The sequence below is a fragment of the Spiroplasma endosymbiont of Sarcophaga carnaria genome, assembly GCF_964019595.1.
GTDB lineage: Bacteria > Bacillota_I > Bacilli_A > Mycoplasmatales > Mycoplasmataceae > Spiroplasma > Spiroplasma poulsonii.
Window position 1 is genome coordinate 1,766,756 of the sequence record NZ_OZ026456.1, and the last position, 14,767, is coordinate 1,781,522.

The window sequence follows — 14,767 nt, forward strand, 5'->3', positions numbered from 1 at the left end:
ATTTTTAACGAAAGAGGTCAGAAAAATGTGATTATTGTTAAAACAAGGAATTTTAAATACTTTTAAAAATAAGACACAAGTTTTTATTTTTGTGATTTTAATTGTTTTAACTGCACTTTTTTCCACTGTTTGTTGAACTTCTTTTGACCGCTTACAAAAAGCAAACAAAACAATGGGGTATGGAACATTAAATATTAATTATAATTATATTTCAACTAATTATGAAGCAAATAATCAACAAACAATTACGCCATGGTTTGCTTTTGATGTTGATTATGCTGGAATTGGAACTGGTTTTTTTGAAAAGAATTATGGAACCTTGACCATTGGTGGTTCAAATGATTTTTTAAAACCGTTTGATTTAGGAACTGGCTTAAAAGGAGAAAAATATCAGTTTAAAATTGAAGGAAACCGCTTACAAATTGCCAAGAGTGGGCGTTGAGTACCATTTGAAAATGTTTTATTAGATTATAATGCAATTAATATTACTGATAATAATGTTTTAACAGGAGAATTTTCACAGTTATATCGGTTTAATTTTAATGCCTATTCATTTCAAAAATCATTATTAGGGCAATTATATAATCGTTTTATTTTTAATAATGCTGTTGATCCAACTCTTAAAACACAGGCAATTAATTTAGTAAAACGTTATATCCATTTTATCTTAGAGTCGCGGTTAACTTATTTGGTTGTAAATTGTAAATGCCAAATCATAAAAAGTTAACTATTAATTTAGTTAACTTTTTTAAGTTAATTATAGGAGGTTGAAATTATGCAAACAAAGCAATATTTAATTTTGCGGTCATTAGTGAAAAAGTATGGTAAAGATATTGTTATTAATACTGTCAATAAGATTGTAAAAGATATTGAAATTAAAAAGTAAAAGAATAAATTATTCCGCGTAATTTATTAGCGGATAATTTATTCAATAATGTTTTTTAAGTGGAGCAAAGCGACAACGAGCGGAGCGAGTTTGCAAATTTCAATTTTTTAATTTATTGAAAGGAGATATATTATGCCAGTTTGATTAACGACAATATTTAGTGTTGTTATTATATTAGGTATTTTTGCGTGAATTGGTTTATCAATTTATCAGAAAATTCGCCAAATTCGAGGTAAGAAAAAAGATAAAAAAGAAATTGAAAACAAGGAGGATAAAAAATAATGTTAGGGATGTATTTAACAACAGCAATTAATTTTTTAGCAGCAGATACGCCACCTACTATTTCAGATGGAATGGGTTCTATTTGAAGTGGATTAGGGCAAGCGATGATGAAAGTTAAAGAAGCAATTTATGCTGTATTACCACAATTAATGACTTTTTTAGGTGATGCGTGAATTATTTTAATTCCATTTGGTATTTTTGTTATTGTTAAAATATTAAACTTTTTCCGTGTTATGGTCAAAGGATTTTAGTAATAAGAAACTAAGGCACACTAGTTTATTTATTTTTTATTAATTTATTTTGTATAACTATTATTTTAAAACTTAATAGTATTTTTCAGTGTGCCAATTTTTATTATTTTTATATTTAACAATGTTTATTAAACAATAGATAAACAATATTTTAACATTATTTATAACATTGTTAATTAAAAAAAATGTTTATTAAGGAGTTGATAAAATTGAGTAATTTTGTTAAGAAAAATCAAAATATAGAGAATTATTTTATTCGTAAAGAATTCATAGTTTTTCAGACTGATAAAGCTTCATTTATAAATTTACCTAATCATAATCGCCATATTGGTTTTTGATTAAGTAATAAATTTATTTATCCGAGTGAAAAACATTCAGAACAAGTAGCAATTGGTTTGATTTATGATAATTCTTATCCTATTGTAAAATATGATGAAAATTTAAAACGTCATATTTGAAAGTATTTAACTGGAACAGAATTAATTAATTTGTATAATCAATATAAACAAAATTATTTTAATCGTATGCACAAAGCATTATTTTCAAATGAACCTAAAAAAGTAAAAGTAAATAATAACAATAATAATTTAACAAATTGAAGTGTTGAAAAAGAGCAAGAATTAATTAATGATTTAGAAAGTTTAAATTAAATGAGTTTATATGACTATTGAGTTCAATTTGTTAGTTATATTTTTGGTTCAAATGCCCCTGAATTTTTATATGTTATATCGTTTGTATTATTTATCGTTTTATTTTTTGGGATGTTTTTTAAACTTATTCAAAAAATGTGGAGTTTTTAAAAATGCAAAATGATTGAGAAAAATTAAAAGAGTTTTTTATTCATGTCTTTTTGTTTATAAATAAAACAAATGTTGAAAGTATTACAACTTGGACTTTGACACAGAATGAATATTTAACTTTGATGGTTGGTGTTTGAATTGTTATTTTATTTTTAACTTGGTTTTTGTTATGAATGATTTTTAAAATAGTTGGGTATTTTAAATAATGAAAAAGTTTGTATTTTTCTTAAAAAATTATTGTTATATTAGTAGTTCAATGATTTTGTTTAGTTTAATTGATTTGTTATTTTGAATAATTTCATTAAATTATACTGGTTTAGTATTTTGATTATTATTTGCTTTGCAATGTGTTTATTTTGTATGATGAGTTTGAAAAAACATATTTTATCAGTTAAATGATTTTCGGTTAGTAAGTTTTGTTTGAGATAATCCGTTATCAGTTATTATTGGTAAATTAGGAACCGGAAAAACTTTACTTTTAACTTATTTATCACAAACTATGAAATTATTAACAGATAAAATTTATAGTAATTATCCGTTAGAAGATGAGAAAGTTAAAGTTTTAACATTTAAAAATTTAGATTTTACAGATAGAACAAAACCAGTTCCCCCTGATGATAGTGTTATTTTATTTGATGAAAGTTATTTATATATTGATGGAACTAGTCCTCACGATGAGAAAAAAGTCCATAGTGGTAAAATTCCGTGAATTGTTTTAGCAAGACATTTTGGTAATCGTGCTTTGTTTACAGCACAGCGTGAGGGTATGATTTGAAATAATATCCGACAATTAGCAAGTGGTATTATTATTCCAATTTCACTTAAAAAACCGATTGCTAAAAAAGGATTTAATTTTTTTAATCGTTTCTTTATTATGCGAATTGGTATTTTTCAAGATATTACGGATTATGAAATTTGAAAAACAAAATCAGTAGAACGAACAGCAGAAGGTAAACGAGTAAAACATAAGTCAGATGTTGGTTTAGGAATTCGGTTTTTTAAAATAATTATTCCGTTAGAATTTGCACAGAAATATGATAGTCAATGATTAAAGTTTGTTCGTGATTTAAAAAATGATGAAATAATTAATAACAAAGAATACTATTGGTCAGAAATTACTAAATTGAGTGTTAAAGAGCGGTTAGAATTGTTTGATATTGATATTTTGAAAAAGAATTTAAAACCTAAAAAAGAAAAAGGAAGTGATAAAAATGATTAATTTGTTGTCAGAAAGTAGTAATTGAGATAAGATTTTTAGTTTTATTTTTGATGTTTTTTTGTTTATTTTTGATGTAATTTGAAATACTAAATTACCAATGACAAATACAACAATTGCTTATTTTATTATTTTTTTTATGGTTGTTAAGTTATCAATTTATGCAATTCACGGCACAAGAACACAATATAACGAATTAGGTTCAATAGTACAAACGGGGGGTATCAAATATTTATTCTGCGACTGCTCGTGGAGTTTCAGATACTAAACAAGGTATGCAAAAACATATTACAGAGCGTAAACAGTTTAAAATTAATCGTAATAAACAACAATTATCAAGTTTAGCAAAACAAGCAAAAACAAGAGAACAAGGATATCGGAGAGTGCATAAATAATGATTAGACTAGTTTTATTGGTTGCGGCAATTGCTATATTTGGTACTGGTTTTATTACAGTTATTATTAATCAATTAACATCAGCAAAAAATATTATTATGGATTTATATAACTCAGATACTTTTTTACTTTCTTTATTTGGTAAGATGGCAATTTTGTTTAGTCATCCGTTAATGTTAACAATATCAAGTTTATATATTGTTGGGTTTATTGTTTCAAAAACATTATATAGTTAGGAGTTATTTATGAAAAAATTATTTTCTTTATTTTCAATAGGACTTTTAGGGCTTTTAGGTTTAATTATTCCTTTTATTACTTTAACAGCATTTAAACCGTTAAATCAACAAAATTATACTGTTAATCAACAAACAACAGGAATGAATGAAACTGATTTTATTAATACAATGTTTTTACGCAGTAGTTTTTTTGAAAATTGGTCTGAAACCAATTATTTTATTAATCCAACTTTAAAAACATCGCAATCATTAACTTATAATGATAAATGATATTTAGATTTTTTAAAGGATAGTTATTCAACGGGGATTTCATTTGATAAACCCAGTAATGAATTTATGGATTTATACAAAAATTGAGATAGTTATGTTAAACAATATAACATTGATAAATTTTATGATGTTGATAAAAAACAATTTCTAAAAGAATTAACAAATTTTTCTTATTCTTTTGCTAAGTATTTTAATACTGTTGAAATAATTAATAAATTAGAAAAAAGTATTGACAATTTGCAACAAGTTAATTTAAAATTTCAGAATTGAAAATGATATTCAGGAGATGAATTGAACCATGGACCAACTAATAAATGATATATATTAATATCTAAATCAACTAATTCAACTGATGCAGTATATGCAATAGATTTAATTCATTTTACAACAAGTACAAGTATTAAAACAACATATCCATTTTTAAAGTCAATATACAGATGAGAAAATACAAGTATTCCAACTGATAAACAAGTTCCTGAAATAGATAATCAAGGTAATCTTCTTTTTTATACTGATAATGATTATCAAAAGGTTCGTTCTTTTTTATTAAAGTATATTGATGTAATTGTTCAAGAAAATATTAGAATACAGCAAGGTGGTAATCCTGATTATGATGATTCAAATTTAGGCAGTCAAAGAATAATCTTTGATTTTGAAATTATTAATAATATGGAAAAATTGGACTGAAAACCTAGTATTATTTTAACTAGAAAATCAATTTATCGAATGATTTTAACGATTGATGAACATAAAAATATTGTTGCTGGTAGTTTAGAATTAACACATCTTAAACAATATTGGGATGGTAATAATGCAAATAGTTATCGATATACTGATGATTTAGGTTTTTTGTTTACTTTTATGAAAGAAAAAGATAGTATCTTTAATTTTAGTGTTGAAACATATAATTATAATCAAGATAATACTCCTAATACTGGTAAAGATATTTTTGAACAGATGAAAGGCCAAATTGATATTAATAAGTTTTTAAAAGCATTTTTTGCTCATGCTTTAGTTCCAGTATTCCAAAATCGTAGTAATTTTATTGAAAGTGGTTATATTGATAATTTAGAATATAATACTGTTTTAATTAATTTTTTTGGTTTGAAATTAGTTAATTTTAGAGATGTTTTAATTGATGAAAATAATACGAATAAAAATCAATTTGAAAAATTGTTAAATAGTATGTTTACAGTTTCGCAAAACTTTTATAAAGATTATTTACGAACAATTTTTGACTTAGAAAACAATACTTATGTGCAAGGTTATAATAAAAAATATGGTTTATTAGCAAATAATGGTTTTAAGATTTATCCTCGTTATTTTTATTTTTCTGATAAATATAAGCAACTAGATATTAAATTGTATTCAGCATTTAAAAAACGATTTTATAACATTAACTATGGTAATGTATTTAATTATGATTTTTCTGTTGCAAATGATTATAATATTAATCAAAATGAAGGTTATATTTTTGAAGGTGCTTTAAAAGATAAATATGGTTTAAAATATAAAAAGATTGAAGAACAAAAAATTGGTTATAATGTTTTTGAATTACAAGCACAAAAAGAAAATGATATGTATCGTTATTATGATTTTAATTTTGGTATTTATAACTGACAAGAAATAAATAATGGTGGATTATTTCCTGATGGGCAATGATGACAAGCACAATATGAAAGTTGTAGTTGATATAATTTAGCGTGTCATATTAGAAATGCGGCAATTTGAATTGTAAATAATATTCCTGGTGTTAAGCAAGTGAATGAATTAGCAAGCGGAGTTGGTAAAATATTTCAAACAATATATAGTTTTTTTAATCAAACATTCGAAGTATGAAAATTTAGTCCAGCATTATATAACACAATAACAAATATATTCCTATTAATTATTTTTATGAAATTTGTTCGATTAATATAAAAAAGGACTTATAGGTCCTTTTATTCTTTTCAATCAGTAATTTTACCTGTTTTATTATCAATTATTGGTAGAGCTGGTTTATTTAGTTCTTCTCATCTGTATATTGACTTTAAAAGTGGATATGTTGTTTTAATACTTGTACTTGTTGTAAAATGAATTAAATCTATTGCATATACTGCATCAGTTGAATTAGTTGATTTAGATATTAATATATATCATTTATTAGTTGGTCCATGGTTCAATTCATCTCCTGAATATCATTTTCAATTACTTCCAATTGGTGGTTCTTGTGGTTGTTGTGGTTCAGGTGTAGGTTTCGGTTTATTACCCCCTCCGTTTTCATTGTTATTTGGTTTTTCACAACTAATTAATGTTGTTGTACTTGTTGCTGTTAATCTGATTGTTCCTAAAATGCTAAGTCATTTTTTCACTTTAATTTTGTCGAAAACTCTTGATATTTATAAAATATACCTAAAATTAGGTATATTTTTAATATATAGAGGTAAATAAATGATGAAAAAAATAATTACAGAATTAATAAATAGCTTAACAGATGATCAATTTTTAGAATTTTATGAAAAAATAAAACAACAAGCAGACTTAATTAAAAAACAAAAACGTTTAAATGAAATTGATCAAAAATTTAGAGATAAAGGCATTATATGTCCTAATTGCAAATCTTTTCATTGTGTTAAAAATGGTCATAATTCCGAAGGAAAACAAAAATATTTATGTAAAAAATGTCGTGCTAGTTTTGATGCATTTCGTCATCATTTTACTTATTGAAGTCATTTAAATTATGAACAGTGAAATTTATTAATTCAAATTTCATTGTTAGGACAATCTAGTAAAATAATTTCTCGTTTTATTAAAACAACCCCAAAAACCGCTTGATATAATCGACAAAAATTAATGCAATCAAAACAATTAGAAAATACACAGTTAAAATTTAAAAAATTAAATGGTCAAATCCAAATGGATGAAACATTTATTAAAGAAATTCATAAAGGCAATTTTAAAGATAAATTTGATAAACGAAAAACTCATCTCGATCCATTTTCAACTGATACCAAATGCTGTATTCAAATGGCGGTTGATAGCAATAATAATATTTTTGTTCAATCCACCAATACCAAAAGATTACAAAAACAATGGATTATTGAAAATATGAATAAGCAACTAATTAAAGAAAAATCAATAATTATTTCTGATATGCAACCACTATATTTATTAGTAGCAAAACAAACAAATTCTACTCTATATTCCACCAAAACTAGTACAAACCCTGATACTAGTTATCAAAAGTTAAATAAGATTAGTAAATTACAATCCAGTCTTAAAGAAGCCTTAATTCATTATCATGGTTTGGGTTTCACTAATATTCAAAATTATTTAAAGCTCTGAAAATGAAAATACCAACACAAAGGTTTAACACCAAACCAACAATCAACGGTATTATATTTTAACGTTTAAAAAATTTAAAGCAAAATCATAATCTTACACAAAATTAGTTTTCAAATTGTCATATTGATGATTTTTTTTATTTCATCAAGAGTTTTCGACAAAATTAAAGTTTTTTCATATATTTAACTCCTTACTTAAAATGCTATAATTATTTTAAGTAAATTATAACATATTTTAATATTTTAGGAGGTAAAGTGTGAAAAAATATGAAAGATTAGATATTAATGAAAGAGTAAATTTGGAAAAATTAAAAAACAATGAATTATTTAAAAAGAAAAATGGAACAATTAATATTCGAAAAATTGCTAAGCAAATGAATAGAGATTATAGAACTATTTGGCAAGAATTAAATATGTTTGATAATATTGGTGATTATAATGCTGCAAAAGCACAAAAAATACATGATAAAAACAAAAAACAATGTCGTAAATATTCAATGTTAAATTCACAAGAATTAAGTCATTTTTCTAATGAATATAATAATTTTGGTCGTTCGCCACAAAATATTATTATGTCGTATGAATTACAATATAATGTAAAATTTAGTGTATGTTTTAAAACAATGTATAAATATATTAGATTAGGTTATTTTAATTTATCAAAAAATAATTTGTATTTTAAAAATAAAAAGCGAAAAACTAAAAATGGTGAAAAAAATGATAATCGTGGTGTATTGCTTAATATTAGAGATTATAAGCAATTTTTAAATGATTATGGAGATGATTTAAGTTTTAGTGGAATTTGAGAAATGGATACCCTTGATTGTGGTAATTTTCATTTGTTAGTTTTAGTAAATCGGAAATCTAAAATAGTTTTTTATGATATTTTATTTACTAAAAAAGCAAGTATTGTGTTAATGGTTTTAATGAAAATGATTAGACAAATTGGTATTAATAAATTTAGTTGTATTTTAACAGATAGGGGAAAAGAATTTTATAAATGAAAACTAATAGAAAAATATTTAAAAATAAGAGTTTATTTTTGTGACCCTGGAAAACCAAAACAAAAAGCATTAGTTGAAATGATAAATAGAGATATAAGGCGTTGGTTTTTACGAAATGAGCCTATAATTAATATTCGCAGTAGATTAAAATCTGTTTTAGATATATTAAATACTACAATAAGACCTTGTTTAGGGGATTTTACATCAAAACAATATTTTAAAAAAATATTTGTTCATTAATTAGTTAATGTATATAATAAAAATAATAAAATCTATTAATTATTTTTGTGTTTAACAAATTTTTTTCAGCATTTTAATAATATAATTAGATTCTTTAATTTTGTCGAAAACTCTTGATGAAATAAAAAAAATCATCAATATGACAATTTGAAAACTAATTTTGTGTAAGATTATGATTTTGCTTTAAATTTTTTAAACGTTAAAATATAATACCGTTGATTGTTGGTTTGGTGTTAAACCTTTGTGTTGGTATTTTCATTTTCAGAGCTTTAAATAATTTTGAATATTAGTGAAACCCAAACCATGATAATGAATTAAGGCTTCTTTAAGACTGGATTGTAATTTACTAATCTTATTTAACTTTTGATAACTAGTATCAGGGTTTGTACTAGTTTTGGTGGAATATAGAGTAGAATTTGTTTGTTTTGCTACTAATAAATATAGTGGTTGCATATCAGAAATAATTATTGATTTTTCTTTAATTAGTTGCTTATTCATATTTTCAATAATCCATTGTTTTTGTAATCTTTTGGTATTGGTGGATTGAACAAAAATATTATTATTGCTATCAACCGCCATTTGAATACAGCATTTGGTATCAGTTGAAAATGGATCGAGATGAGTTTTTCGTTTATCAAATTTATCTTTAAAATTGCCTTTATGAATTTCTTTAATAAATGTTTCATCCATTTGGATTTGACCATTTAATTTTTTAAATTTTAACTGTGTATTTTCTAATTGTTTTGATTGCATTAATTTTTGTCGATTATATCAAGCGGTTTTTGGGGTTGTTTTAATAAAACGAGAAATTATTTTACTAGATTGTCCTAACAATGAAATTTGAATTAATAAATTTCACTGTTCATAATTTAAATGACTTCAATAAGTAAAATGATGACGAAATGCATCAAAACTAGCACGACATTTTTTACATAAATATTTTTGTTTTCCTTCGGAATTATGACCATTTTTAACACAATGAAAAGATTTGCAATTAGGACATATAATGCCTTTATCTCTAAATTTTTGATCAATTTCATTTAAACGTTTTTGTTTTTTAATTAAGTCTGCTTGTTGTTTTATTTTTTCATAAAATTCTAAAAATTGATCATCTGTTAAGCTATTTATTAATTCTGTAATTATTTTTTTCATCATTTATTTACCTCTATATATTAAAAATATACCTAATTTTAGGTATATTTTATAAATATCAAGAGTTTTCGACAAAATTAAAGAGCTTTTTTATTGTATTTCATGATTAATATGTTAATATAATTATAACTTTTTATGATTTAGTTTTACAGTATACAGGTATATAAAAACATTGAAGTTTATGCCTTAAAAAATAACACAACAGATGTTAATCTGCTAAATCAATTTATTAATGGTGTGAACTTAGGTGAACATTGGCAAACAAAGAATTTAGGAATTAATAATCCTGGTAAAAATGTTGCTCGTGCCGATCGAATTTTTTTAACACCAACAGCAGCAACTGATAAATATTGGGGAATGCAGGGAACATTAGGTTTTCCAATTTATGATTCAAATAATACTTTGGGGTTAAAAGAACTTGATTGTCAAAATAGTACTGGTTGTACTGGTGTCAAAAATTATCGTTATTTTTTAACTGATGCTAAAAATGATAATATTATCCAACTTTTAAATGATAAAAACGATCATAGTAATGTTACTAAAAACTTTTTACTAAACGGTAGTTATAAAGTTCGTAATTTAAGTACATATGACTTTTTTGGCCAGTATGATTATAATAATAAATTTATTAATAATGATTTTTTAACAACTTATCAAGATATGTTGGGAATGGTTAGTAATTTTGAAGTTATTAATCGAAACCAGGCAATTGCTTGAACAACTGATGGTAAAAAGTATAAATTTATTGACTGAACACAACCCTATAATTCGGGGCAGTTAAAAATCTTACAGAAATCAAAATGATTTGATCGTGGTTTAAATGAAATGGTTGATACAGCAATTGTTTTACCACAGTATTTTAAAGCAAATCACTTACGTTTTGATGATACAATTTTAGTTAATCAATTAAAGCTTTATATTGAAGCTGTTGGGGGTGATACTCAAAATATTTATCCAACAATTTATGATACTGATTTTTTACCTGATGCAAGTAATGAATCAATTATTTATGTCCACCCGCAAATGTTTAATCGTTTATTTGGTTACAATAACGAAGGATTTACTAGTCAACAGTATCAAGATGTCAGTACCGTTCAACTAACATATCATGGTGCTAATCAAAATAATATGGAACCTGATTTAAATTATTATCGGGTTTATTTAGCTGATAATATTAATCGTTTGGGAAAAACAGTTGAAGCAATCTTTCAAAATAAAACTGATGTTATTAATAATGTTAGTTTTAGTAAGTTTAATGCAAACCAATTAGTCAATAATCGTTATCAATTGTTAAATAATGCGATTAAAATTTATCATTTAGTCACAATTGGGATTGTAATCTTTTTTGCTGTTATTGTTATGATTATTTTGTTTATTCAATTAAAGAGTATGATTGAAAAACAACGTAGCCAAATTGGTATCTTAAAAGCAAATGGTTATAATAATTTTAAAATTGCATTGTCCTATGTGATGTATTTCTTAACTGCTTTAGCTATTGCAACACCAATTGGATGATTACTTGGTTTAGGACTCCAGGTGCCAATTATTAACTTATTTGGACAATATTTTGTGTTACCAAGTACTTTTATTGTTAATTGACAAATATTATTATTTTTCCTTTTGGCAGGAAGTATTATTTTTGTTCTTGTTGTTATTGAATGTAGTATTATATTGGGACAGGAGGTATTAGCACTAATAAATCCAAATCGTGATTTTAAACCAAACAAATTAATTAGTCGGTTATCATTATATTTTACTAATCGTTCATTTAAAACGCGCTTTCGGTTAGTGTTATTAGGGGCAAGTTGAAAAGCAGTTACTATGTTCCTAATAACAACTTTTATTGCTACTGGAAAGATTACATTAGCAGCTTTGGTTCCAAATAGTATTAAAACCTTAAGTAAACAATATTATCAAAATTTAAATTATGCCAATGAATTGAACTATCAAAATGTTATTTATAATAATCCATTAAGTCGGTATGAACTTTATGATAGTCCTAGTGAAGATGTTCCTGATTATCGCGGGGTTAATGACCCAATTTATCAAAAGTTAGAAAATGTGCCAATTGCCCCATATGTTTATGCCCGTGGGGCAGATAATACAACAAAATGAATTACTTTACAAGAATTAGCAACTAATCCTAATTACAGTACATCTTATCCTTCGTTTGTTGTTAATATGTTAGTACAAAACATGATGGTGTTTAAAGGAAGCAATATTTCAGTTTGGTTATTACGTTATTTATATGATTTACCAACTGATATTAATATTAAGACGCGACTGGATAATCAATTATCATTAGTAACATGTACTTTTTTACCACAATTATTTGGTCAATCACCATTTTCAAATTCAGAAGCAGCCGGGACAACATGACATAAATGATCATATTGTATTGAACAAGCAACTAATACAATTTTACCAACGGTTATTAAGGAAAAATGAGCAGCAAATGAAAAATATCAGTTACGTTTTAATTTTGGGTTCAACTCAATGGCTTATGATAAAAAAACAGATAGTTTATTCACTGGTTTTGATACAAAAATTGCTGCTGTTAACGGGATTATTCGTGATAGTGCAAAAAATCAAATTTCATCATATGGTCTTGATGTTAATGATAACCAAGTTGTTTTTACAAATAAATTAAAGACAAAACTACAAGAACCTCCTTCAAATCAAGGCAAAACAATTCCAATTGCAATTAATGATTCAGCAGCAACAAAATATAATTTAAGAACAAATGATATTATTAATTTTTATACAAATCAACAACGATTACAATATTTAGGCAAAGATCAACAATATTATGATATTAAACCATAGTGGTGAACTTATCAAAATGGTAATGTTACAAATGACCCTTGAACTTTGAATTTATCGCATTTAACAAACGCCTTATTAACAGGAACCAATAATGACCAGTGAGGAACAAATGTTAATCAACCATATGCTTCAATTAGTGGATTAAAATTAAATTTACCAGTTAATATGATTGATGCCTATGTTTGAAGTCAGGACAAAATTGATATTAATCCAGGAAGTGGTCCCACTAAAATTGATTTGTTGAATAATAAAGTTACTAAAATTGAACAAAATAACTATATTATTGGGGCATATGATTTAAACTTTGACCATCATTTAAAATCATTAATTGATTTAGTAAATGGTGGCTTTGGTAAAAATTGGTATGGTCAAGCCTTGAAATTAGGGTTATTGCGAGTAACTACATCTAACTTTAATGTTTTATCTGATTATCAATTTAAAGTTGTTGGAATTCAACATTCTTATGATCAAGCACGGATTTTTTTAGATCAAAAATGAGGAAATCAAGTCCTTGGTTATCAAGACAGTCCGCAATGATTTAATGGTAAATATACGAAAGCAATTCAACCAGCTGATCAATTTCAACGTTATGTCTTATCTTCTATTAGTGCCGATAACGCGTTGAGTGGTGGTTTAACTTTTTTTAGTTCAGCCGTTGGGAAAGTTGATTATTTGCATAATAAAAAGCAAGTTGTTAATCAATTAAGCTATTTTACGACTGTATTAGCAGGAGCATTAGTATCAATTATTATTTTCTTGGTGACAGATGTTTTTATGGAACGATATACTAAGTTTATTGCTTTAATGCGGGTTTTTGGTTACCGGCGCGGAGAAATTAATAGTATGACCTTGGCAATTTTTATTCCTTTTGCAATTTTAGGGTGATTATTAGGTTTTTTCCTCGTTTGAACAAGTGTTTATTTTGCGGTTAAAATCGACTTACAAGCGATTAATTTACCATTAAGTTTACCAATGCCATGGCTATTATTTATTATTATTTTTGGAATAATTAGTTTTATTTTTACTTTAACTTTTGTTTTATCAACAAGAAAAATTAACCAGTTACCAATTCAAACAATCGTTACCTTAAGTGATGAATAGGAGATAGGATTAATGAAAAAAATATGAACAATTTTAACAGTTGGAACATTAATGTTGGGATTACCTTCAACATTAATAAGTTGTGCAACAAATGATAATTTATATCCGGTTCAAAAAGATACCTTAGCATTAGCGATTCAAAAGATTACAAATACAGTTGAGACATATCAAGAAATTGAAACTGATAATAACAAAGTAACCTTGTCGGAAGGTAAAACTTATGCTGTAAATACTATTTATCAAGCATTGGGTGGCGATAATAATATTTATGGTGTTACACCTAGTAATATTAAAATTACAAGTGTTTTAAATCGGGATGGACAAATTCTTGATGATCATAATTTTTCAGTTGGAATAATTTTTGAAGTAAAATATGATATTAATAATAGTTTTGAGTTTTTAACTAAGCAATCATTTTGATTATTTTTAAAATATTTAGCTCCTGATGAAATCATTAAACCTAATTTAGTTTTTACCACAAGTAGTGCTTTTCAAATTACTAATAATAGTGTATTAGGTCTTGGTAGTCAGGGGGCCGTTGCAATTGAAAAAACAACAACAGGTTATCAAACAACGGATCAGGAATTATTACAGTGAGATTGTGATACACTTAATCATCAAAATTTATTACAACTTGGTCGTATGATGTGACCAAAAAACATTAACAAAATTCCAAATAATACAATGCGAATTAATGTTGTGCAACATTTTCCAAATAAGAAGCAATTATATATGGCAATCCAAAATGTTAATAATGGTCAATTAACCTCACCATAATATAAAGT

At 25.2% G+C, this 14,767-nt stretch carries 15 protein-coding genes and 1 pseudogene; 14 read left to right on the forward strand and 2 right to left on the reverse strand.

Translation table 4 applies throughout. The features are described 5' to 3' along the window. Positions 1–25 precede the first annotated feature (25 nt). The 9 genes and pseudogenes from AACK91_RS10130 (at position 26) to AACK91_RS10170 (ending at position 6,256) form a co-directional block, all read left to right on the forward strand. The gene (locus AACK91_RS10130; RefSeq protein ID WP_338966338.1) at positions 26–727 is read left to right on the forward strand and encodes a hypothetical protein; all 702 of its coding nucleotides are present in this window, start codon (positions 26–28) and stop codon (positions 725–727) included. Between the two features lie 291 nt (positions 728–1,018). Then, complete coding sequence (locus AACK91_RS10135) at positions 1,019–1,168, forward strand: hypothetical protein (protein ID WP_004027793.1); 150 nt, start codon at positions 1,019–1,021, stop codon at positions 1,166–1,168. Further along, on the forward strand, positions 1,168–1,419 hold the full coding sequence (locus AACK91_RS10140) for a hypothetical protein (protein ID WP_126821078.1): 252 nt from the start codon (positions 1,168–1,170) through the stop codon (positions 1,417–1,419). Before AACK91_RS10135 ends, AACK91_RS10140 begins: the two co-directional genes overlap by 1 nt. A 209-nt stretch (positions 1,420–1,628) precedes the next feature. Beyond that, entirely contained in the window at positions 1,629–2,069 is a 441-nt protein-coding gene (locus AACK91_RS10145) for a DUF3627 domain-containing protein (RefSeq protein ID WP_338963574.1), read from the forward strand. 152 nt (positions 2,070–2,221) lie between these two features. Next, positions 2,222–2,425, forward strand: a complete 204-nt coding sequence (locus tag AACK91_RS10150; protein WP_126821076.1) for a DUF2649 family protein — start codon at positions 2,222–2,224, stop codon at positions 2,423–2,425. After that, positions 2,425–3,438 carry a hypothetical protein gene (locus AACK91_RS10155; protein WP_338966391.1) on the forward strand — a complete coding sequence of 338 codons (1,014 nt, stop codon included), beginning with the start codon at positions 2,425–2,427 and terminating at the stop codon, positions 3,436–3,438. The genes AACK91_RS10150 and AACK91_RS10155 overlap by 1 nt, the downstream gene beginning before the upstream one ends. After that, positions 3,431–3,830, forward strand: a pseudogene (locus tag AACK91_RS10160) (hypothetical protein). Before AACK91_RS10155 ends, AACK91_RS10160 begins: the two are co-directional and overlap by 8 nt. Next, positions 3,830–4,066: a hypothetical protein gene (locus AACK91_RS10165; protein WP_004027616.1), complete on the forward strand. Its 237-nt coding sequence runs from the start codon at positions 3,830–3,832 to the stop codon at positions 4,064–4,066. The pseudogene AACK91_RS10160 and the gene AACK91_RS10165 overlap by 1 nt, the downstream one beginning before the upstream one ends. Positions 4,067–4,075: 9 nt before the next feature. Then, complete coding sequence (locus tag AACK91_RS10170) at positions 4,076–6,256, forward strand: spiroplasma phage ORF1-like family protein (RefSeq protein ID WP_338965368.1); 2,181 nt, start codon at positions 4,076–4,078, stop codon at positions 6,254–6,256. A gap of 20 nt (positions 6,257–6,276) precedes the next feature. Here the strand turns inward: AACK91_RS10170 and AACK91_RS10175 are convergent, their stop codons facing one another. After that, entirely contained in the window at positions 6,277–6,687 is a 411-nt protein-coding gene (locus AACK91_RS10175; RefSeq protein ID WP_338966393.1) for a lipoprotein, read from the reverse strand. Between the two features lie 79 nt (positions 6,688–6,766). On the opposite strand from AACK91_RS10175, the gene AACK91_RS10180 reads away from it, so the two are divergent. Both AACK91_RS10180 and AACK91_RS10185 read left to right on the forward strand, forming a co-directional pair. Further along, positions 6,767–7,729 (forward strand): IS1/IS1595 family N-terminal zinc-binding domain-containing protein, encoded by a 963-nt coding sequence (locus AACK91_RS10180; protein WP_338963247.1) that lies wholly within the window; start codon positions 6,767–6,769, stop codon positions 7,727–7,729. Positions 7,730–7,916: 187 nt separating this feature from the next. Then, complete coding sequence (locus tag AACK91_RS10185) at positions 7,917–8,903, forward strand: IS30 family transposase (protein WP_338966395.1); 987 nt, start codon at positions 7,917–7,919, stop codon at positions 8,901–8,903. Between the two features lie 192 nt (positions 8,904–9,095). Here the strand turns inward: AACK91_RS10185 and AACK91_RS10190 are convergent, their stop codons facing one another. Beyond that, positions 9,096–10,058 (reverse strand): IS1/IS1595 family N-terminal zinc-binding domain-containing protein, encoded by a 963-nt coding sequence (locus AACK91_RS10190; protein WP_338963247.1) that lies wholly within the window; start codon positions 10,056–10,058, stop codon positions 9,096–9,098. 234 nt (positions 10,059–10,292) lie between these two features. Here AACK91_RS10190 and AACK91_RS10195 point away from each other — a divergent pair, with 234 nt between their 5' ends. The 3 genes from AACK91_RS10195 to AACK91_RS10205 are packed head-to-tail and all read left to right on the forward strand — an operon-like array spanning position 10,293 to position 14,759. Continuing rightward, the gene (locus AACK91_RS10195; RefSeq protein WP_338966397.1) at positions 10,293–12,881 is read left to right on the forward strand and encodes an ABC transporter permease; all 2,589 of its coding nucleotides are present in this window, start codon (positions 10,293–10,295) and stop codon (positions 12,879–12,881) included. Between the two features lie 45 nt (positions 12,882–12,926). After that, positions 12,927–13,982, forward strand: coding sequence for an FtsX-like permease family protein (locus tag AACK91_RS10200; protein ID WP_338966399.1), 1,056 nt, complete (start codon positions 12,927–12,929; stop codon positions 13,980–13,982). Between the two features lie 12 nt (positions 13,983–13,994). Next, complete coding sequence (locus tag AACK91_RS10205) at positions 13,995–14,759, forward strand: hypothetical protein (protein WP_338966401.1); 765 nt, start codon at positions 13,995–13,997, stop codon at positions 14,757–14,759. Positions 14,760–14,767: the final 8 nt, after the last annotated feature.